At 28.2% G+C, this 5,539-nt stretch carries 4 protein-coding genes; 3 read left to right on the top strand and 1 reads right to left on the bottom strand.

The window, feature by feature from the left end; translation table 11 throughout:
* Window positions 1-280 precede the first annotated feature (280 nt).
* Window positions 281-1,330 carry a M42 family metallopeptidase gene (locus Q0138_RS03770; protein ID WP_297981116.1) on the bottom strand — a complete coding sequence of 350 codons (1,050 nt, stop codon included), beginning with the start codon at window positions 1,328-1,330 and terminating at the stop codon, window positions 281-283.
* A gap of 340 nt (window positions 1,331-1,670) precedes the next feature.
* On the opposite strand from Q0138_RS03770, the gene Q0138_RS03765 reads away from it, so the two are divergent.
* From Q0138_RS03765 to Q0138_RS03755, 3 genes are all read left to right on the top strand, one after another.
* Window positions 1,671-2,993: a Mur ligase family protein gene (locus Q0138_RS03765; protein WP_297981113.1), complete on the top strand. Its 1,323-nt coding sequence runs from the start codon at window positions 1,671-1,673 to the stop codon at window positions 2,991-2,993.
* Window positions 2,994-3,158: 165 nt separating this feature from the next.
* Window positions 3,159-4,388 carry a hypothetical protein gene (locus Q0138_RS03760; protein ID WP_297981109.1) on the top strand — a complete coding sequence of 410 codons (1,230 nt, stop codon included), beginning with the start codon at window positions 3,159-3,161 and terminating at the stop codon, window positions 4,386-4,388.
* Window positions 4,389-4,488: 100 nt separating this feature from the next.
* Window positions 4,489-5,145, top strand: coding sequence for an NTP transferase domain-containing protein (locus Q0138_RS03755; protein WP_297981105.1), 657 nt, complete (start codon window positions 4,489-4,491; stop codon window positions 5,143-5,145).
* Window positions 5,146-5,539: the final 394 nt, after the last annotated feature.

The raw sequence follows: 5,539 nt of genomic DNA, 5'->3' as shown, positions 1-5,539 counted from the left end.
TTTAAAAAATATTTTTTTATATTAAGTATACTATAATAAAAAAAATTTATTTTAAAAAATAAATTTAAATTTAATAAAAATTAAAAAAAAATTAATTTTAATTTAAAAATAAAATAAATAAAAAATAAATAAAGAAAAAATGCTAAAAAAGATAAAAAAAGAATTAAAATAAAATAAAAATATAAAAAAAGAATTAAAAATAAAATAAAAATATAAAAAAAAATTAAAAAAAGAATTAAAATAATAATAAAAATCAAAAAGAAAAAAGAATAAGATAAACTTATTCTAAACTGTTTATAGCCGCTACAATCAATTGAATAGTATTTTCAACGTCTTCCATGCTTGCTACACTAACAGTTGTGTGAATGTATCTTGTAGGTACTGATAAAACTCCTGTTGGAATACCTTCTCTGGTAAGGTGGATTGCAGTACCGTCAGTAGTACCACCGTCACTGACTTCAAGTTGGAATGGAATTTCCTCTTTTTCTCCAGTTCCAATCAATAAATCTCTAATGATTTTTGGAGTAATTATTCCTCTGCCACTTGCGTCAATCATGATTACAGCAGGTCCTTTTCCAATGACTACAGGAGCCTCTTCAGGTTTGATTCCAGGGTGATCACCGGATAAGGTTACATCAAGAGCAAATGCCATATCTGGATTTAACTTAAATGAAGTTACCTTTGCCCCTTTTAATCCTACTTCCTCTTGGGTTGTTCCAACACCATAAACGGTTGCCTTAGAGTCTACCCTTTTTAAAACTTCCATCATTACATAACAACCAAGACGGTTATCCAAAGCCTTTGCCATTACCAAATTATTTGGGAATGCTTCAAACCAGGATTTAAATGTAATTGGATCTCCAATGCAGACCATTTCTTCAGCTTGTTCCTTATCCTTTGCGCCAATATCAATAAACATTTCATCATATGGAACAACTTTTTTTCTTTCTTCAGGCTTTGTAACATGAGGTGGTTTGGAACCGATTACACCAGTTATATCTCCATTTTTAGAATGAATAACAACAGTTTGGTTCATTAACATCTGGTCATTAATTCCGCCAATAGTTGAGAATTTAAGATATCCATTGTCATCAATATATCTAACCATTAAACCAATTTCATCCATATGAGCTGCAAGCATTACAGTCGGTCCTTTTTTAGAGGAACCTTTTTTGGTAGCTATAAGATTTCCCATTAAATCTACTTCAATATCATCCGCTACATCTTTTAATTCTCTTTTAATAATCTCTGCAATTTTTTCTTCATGACCAGAAATACCTGGAGTCATACAGAGTTCTTCCACTAATTTGATTTCTTCATCAAAATTCATTGTTTCACCAAATTTAAAATATTTTTAATAATTAAATTTAAATATAATTTATCTTTAATCAGTTTAAAAATTTTAAAAATTTTAAAAATAAAAATTTTTTATTTCTATATATAACTTATATTAAGATTATATTTAAATTTTTATAATAAACCATTTAAAATTTTCATAAAATCCATTATAAATCAAGTTAAGTTTTAAAAAATTCCTTAAAAAAGATATATTATTCTTTAAATTACTAACTTTTATTAATAATAAAAAACATAGATTAAAATGTTATAAAATAACTTAATATTTTATAATATAATTTTTAATTAAAATTATAAGTATTATATGTGAAATAATGAAAGCTGCAATAATAGGTTTAGGCGTGGAAGGTAAAAAAGCATTAAATTCCCTTTTAAAACATGACTGGTATGTTTATGCAAGTGATTTAAATGTAAACATCAATTTACATGATTTACCTTTAAGCCTAGCTGGTGTTGACGTATCTCCAAATAAGGAAAAAATCAGTTTCCATAAGGATAAGTTATCAATTGATTTAGGATTCAATAATCAGGAAATGATAGATTCCTGTGATGCAGTTGTTTTAAGCCCAAGTATTTGGGGCAGCAGAATTGCAGAGCATTACAAGAATTCCGGCAAATTATTATGCGACATTCTCGATAGCCACAGAAAGATTTTTACCATTGGAGTAACTGGAACCAATGGAAAAACAACTACAGTTTCAATGATTAAGGAAATATTGGAAAATGCTGGAAAGAACGTTTTAGTAGGAGGTAATGCTGGAGGAGGTTTTGAAGGCTATTATGACCTTATTCTAGAAGCAGATTCCAAGGATTATGATGTCCTGCTTGTTGAAGTCTGTGACATGACATTAGGTTTCTGTTCTTATTGCTTTGATTTTGACCTTATTGCATTGACAAATATGGGTAATGACCACATGAATGTTCATGGCTCAATGGACGGCTATAAGGATTCATTAAAGGGATTCTTTGAAAATAAGACAATATTCCTTAATGAAAGCCAATTCAATCCAAAGAATGAAAATTCATATATGGAAGAATTCAAAGAGATTTCAGAAAGTATCATTGAATATAATCAAACTGACTACAATCTTCAAGTATTTGGAAAATTCAATAGATTGAATGCAGGTTTAAGCCAAGCCATTGCAAATTACATCAATGAGAATTTCTTTGAAATCAAAGAGGAAATAATTAAAAGCAGCCTCGAAAGTTTCAAGCCTGTTAAAGGCAGATTGGAAGTTCTTAAATTAAATGATTGTAAGATTTATATTGGAAAATCAGACAATTCAGATGCAATAAAGCCAATTCTTGAAGAAGTGGGATTTAATGCAATATTTATTGGAACTCCTAGACATAATGAAAATCATAGGCTTGACATTTTAAATGAGGTTGTAAAAGCAAATCCAGACATAATCATCTTATTCCCAGGCCTTGAAGACACCTTGGATATGGCAATCTACAGATTACAGGGATTGGATTATAACGGAAGAATAGAGATTGCAAATAACCTTGATGAAATCATTGGATTTGTAGCTGAATATTCCCATGACCCTGCGATTTTCATAGGTGGAAATGGACAGGAAACAATTATAAAAATCCAAGACAGATTAAGGGAGATTTGTGCTTCATTTGAAAAATAAATTAATTATACTATTTAAAAAATTCAAATAAATAAAAAAAATAAATTAATTATAAATTTAAAAAATTATCAAATAAATAAAAATTATATTATAATATGTTAAAAATTAATTTTTATCGATTGCAAAAACGATATAAAATTAAATATAGTTAAAGGAAGTGTGAAATTGGCTAAAAGAAGTTTATTTAAAAGAAATTCATTTAAAATATTTATTGCTCTAATTGTAATTATTGCAATACTTATGTCAATTTCTCTTGTAAATGCAGACAATGAGAACACTCAAAATTTGATGGAAGTTTCAAAATATGATAACGGTTCAACTGTATTTGCCGGAGATAATTTAATAGATAAAGACAAAATCAACAGACATCCTATAGTGTCTAATATCAACTATTTCACTGATCAAGTTGCAAATGGAGATATTGCAGATGCATTCCTATCATTGGCAACAGGTACTGTTCCAACACCAGTCTCCGAATTGGTTACTGCCAATGTTAGTAAAAGCGGTGAAATTGAAGGATTTGATGGTCCGGGATATGTGCTTATTGAAAACAACACAATCAATGTAGTGCCTCCTGGAGAATTTGTATGGGGATACAATTCACCTTATACACAAGCGGTAATTGTTGAAGGTGGAATTGATATCATCAATAACAGAACCAATCAAACCATCAAGCACATCAAGGCTGAAGACATCAGCAATGATACAATTCCTGGTGATATGGTAAGTGAAGAAAGCTTAAAATATTGGTATAACGCTTATTCACAAGGTTCCAAATATAATTTAGAATTCTGTATTGCAGGCATTAATGATAATAGAACATATATAAGTCCAGACATTCTTAAAGAACACTTCCCAGAGGCTTATAATTATTCCATTAAATACCCTAACGGTTCACCGGTAATTGTTTATGAGGGAAATGTTACTGAAACAACTGCAAGTAGCACATACACATATTTAGGATCTCACCCACAATACAATGATGCAAATAGGGAATACAATGCAAGACAATTTGTTAAGGCATGGAACGGCACTATAATCCCTGCAAACACTTCAGGTTGTGGAAGAGACGGAGTTTCATTCAGTTCAGTTCCTGAATCTGATGCTGACTCAGGTATGGCTACCCACGGAGTATGTCCTCCTGCAAGAGCTTTAAGAAATGCAGTAATGGCATTAGGATTCAGTTTACCTGTAGGAATGGATTCCGGTGAAGATGCAGTTTTATATGGTTACAGTCCATCAACTGGAATTAAAATCTATAATACATTAGATTATCCTATTAAAATAGAAATGTGGACTGAAGGATCCGGTACTGGAATGGAAATCAATGCTAAAATTGTGGAATTGATTCCAAGCAATCACACAAGTTCAAATAGTACCACTTCAACCGAATAAATAAAAAATTATTTTTTAATTTTTAATAAATAATCAAATCGAAAAAAATTTAGATTTTTAATTTATTAATTGTCAAATTAATTATTTAAAGGTAGTATTCATGAATAAAGTTTCAGCAATTATTACTGCAGCTGGAAAGAACTCTCGTATGAGAGAAGACCAATTAAATAAAAATATTCCGGTGCAGAATAAACTTACACTTCCTTTTTTAAAAAATACAATAATTGAAACTACAATAGATAATGTATTGAATACTGAAAATATCGATGAATGCATTGTGGTATTAGGTCATTATTATGATGAAATATTACCTTTAATTAATAATATTGATGATAAAAGATTAAAAATTGTTAAAAACAATCCAATTGATGTAGGTCTTTCTATTTCTTTATTAAATGGTCTCTTAAATTCAAAAAACCAATATGTTTTATGTGTAACAGGAGATCAACCTACAGTCAGTTCTAAAACTTTCAACAATATTTTAAATACTCTTTTTAAATCAGACAATCCTCAAAAAACCATTTCCATCTTAAGAAGAATTGATATCGGTAAATTGGATAGTGCTATAGGTTTGGGAATGCCTTTTGCAGCAAATCGTAACGAATTAATGCACTATTTGGAAGGGGAAAATGACAACTTAAATCCAATTCTTAGAAAAATGTATTCCGATGGATTTGAGTTTTATGGAGTAAAAGAGGATAATCCTGATGAATTAATTAATATAAATCATTTAGAAGATTACAAAAGTTTGTTATAAATACTTTTGTAAAAAAAACAGTATTTTTAAATAAAAACTATTTTTATTCTTAAAAAAAATATCCATTTAAATAAAAACTATTTTTCCTTAAAAAAAAAACAATTCTTATTTTAAAAATAAACAATTCTGATTCTTAAAAAAAACAATTCTTATTTTAAAAATAAACAATTCTGATTCCTTAAAAAAAAACAATTTATTATCAAATATTTTTCTAAAAAACCTTATTTAAATTTAAGAAACTTTTTTTAAAAATATATAACTAAGTAGAAATATTAAAATTCTTTTAAAATAAGGTATAACGAAGTAAAACTAATTAAAATTATTTTAAAATAAGGTATAACGAAGTAGAAATATTAAAATTCTTTTAAAATAAGGCATAACGAAGTAAAACTAA

It is taken from the genome of uncultured Methanobrevibacter sp. (assembly GCF_937906425.1).
In the GTDB taxonomy this organism is placed as follows: Archaea; Methanobacteriota; Methanobacteria; order Methanobacteriales; family Methanobacteriaceae; genus Methanobrevibacter.
The sequence above is the reverse complement of the archived record's forward strand: the minus strand, read 5'-3'. Positions and strand labels throughout refer to the sequence as shown.

What these genes read in the sequence shown, in the direction of transcription:
- Q0138_RS03755 (WP_297981105.1), top strand. Translation starts at nt 4,489, where the DNA reads ATGAATAAAGTTTCAGCAATTATTACTGCAGCTGGAAAGAACTCTCGT.
- Q0138_RS03765 (WP_297981113.1), top strand. Translation starts at nt 1,671, where the DNA reads ATGAAAGCTGCAATAATAGGTTTAGGCGTGGAAGGTAAAAAAGCATTA.
- Q0138_RS03770 (WP_297981116.1), bottom strand. Translation starts at nt 1,330, where the DNA reads ATGAATTTTGATGAAGAAATCAAATTAGTGGAAGAACTCTGTATGACT.